Origin of the sequence: Bacillus sp. JJ1127, assembly GCF_036965845.1 — a bacterium.
In the GTDB taxonomy this organism is placed as follows: domain Bacteria; phylum Bacillota; class Bacilli; order Bacillales; family Bacillaceae_G; genus Bacillus_A.
The window spans coordinates 1-1,531 of record NZ_JBALQK010000128.1 but is presented as its reverse complement, the minus strand read 5'-3'; the positions used below and the strand labels follow the sequence as shown (position 1 = coordinate 1,531).

Sequence of the window (1,531 nt, the reverse complement as noted above, 5' to 3'; positions counted from 1 at the left end):
ACAGTAGGCCATTAAAATTATTTGAAATTTGAATAATAGTGCAGCAACTTGTTATTTTGAAGAATAATAAAGTTCTATAATTTTAAAGGGTCTTAATGAAAACTAGCCTCTGATTATTTATTCTATATATGCAAGCCACGTTTCATAAAATGCTTGAATAGTAGGATATCTTTTAGCTTTTTCTTTATGTAGAGCTTTTTTACATACATTATATAAGTCTTGTGTACTTTCCCATTTTTCATAGCCTTTATCACTTTTTCCACCTATAAAGGCAAAAGCAATTCCTGCTAATACATACACATTCGTTTCACTTGTAATTTGTGCATGTAGTTCGTATTCCTCAGGTGCTTTGAAGCGACTTGATCCCCAAAAATCCTCCCCGATTTTATTGAATACAGGTGCTTTTTGAAAGAAATCAATATCACAAATCGTAAGCTTTGATTGCTCAAAATTATATAAAATGCTACCGTCATAAAAATCAACCATGACGTATCCTAATGACTCAACATACGCTGCAAATTCAAAAATTTGTGTCAATATGCTGAGTCGTTTAGTCACACATAGTTGTCTTAGCTTCACAAACGGTGAATGTAGTGCATGGTACTTTTCATACGGTGTAAAATCCCAATGGTTGTGCATGCATTCCACATCAACCCAATGAAACCTTAAGCAAAATCCATTTTCCATTTGAATGGAATTAATATATGAGACTAGCAAAGGATGTTGAATTTGTTCATACACTTCTTTTGCCTTCATTAATCGTTGGATTGCATCCTCTACATTGCCCTTGTATTCTAAATTGCGTGCACCAGCATACTTCAAAAAGTAACGCTGCCCATTTTCAATAATACCAAAGCTAATATTACCTGAATCGTGCTGATCAAAAACAGTAAACACTTCTACATCCTTTAACCAATTAAAATTATGATACTCAGCTATTGTTATAGGGTATTGATTTTTTCCTATTGCGATATTTATCACGAGCTGCTCCTAACTTTGAGCGAACGTAGTTTATAGAGGCATGATACGCATACTCAAATTGTTTTTACCTCATATTTTATTTTCTTCTGTTTTTTCATCAAACATCACTCCTTTCAAATAGCCGTCCTTATTCACACTCGAAAACTATCGAAATATTCTTTTTTTATTATACAGGATAACAAAAAAAGATGGTGTAAAATTCCAAATCACACCATCTTTTTTAAACAACTATATTAGAATTTTCTATCTTAGCAACTGAAATAAATTATGTATTCCTGTGACCTAATTTTACATGTGTCTCGGTTAATCCCTACAGACAGATCAAATTGGCGGAGAATGAATGTATTACTATGAAGTTGTTCATCTAAATGAAAGGTTTACTTTTGATCCCTGCACTTTGTGTGGGGATTTTTTGTGCATTGTTCACGCAAATGATCTGCATATCAATTCATTGTTGATATACAGATCATTTGTATGATAATTCTTATAAATAATTGCTGAATGATAAACTTACATAAATGCTTTTAAAAGTTCTTGAACTAATGGAAGT

Annotated in this window: 1 protein-coding gene; it reads right to left on the bottom strand. The window is 32.1% G+C overall.

The features are described 5' to 3' along the window. Window positions 1–117: 117 nt before the first annotated feature. The gene (locus tag V7183_RS13180; protein ID WP_335359814.1) at window positions 118–981 is read right to left on the bottom strand and encodes a serine/threonine protein kinase; all 864 of its coding nucleotides are present in this window, start codon (window positions 979–981) and stop codon (window positions 118–120) included. Window positions 982–1,531 lie beyond the last annotated feature (550 nt).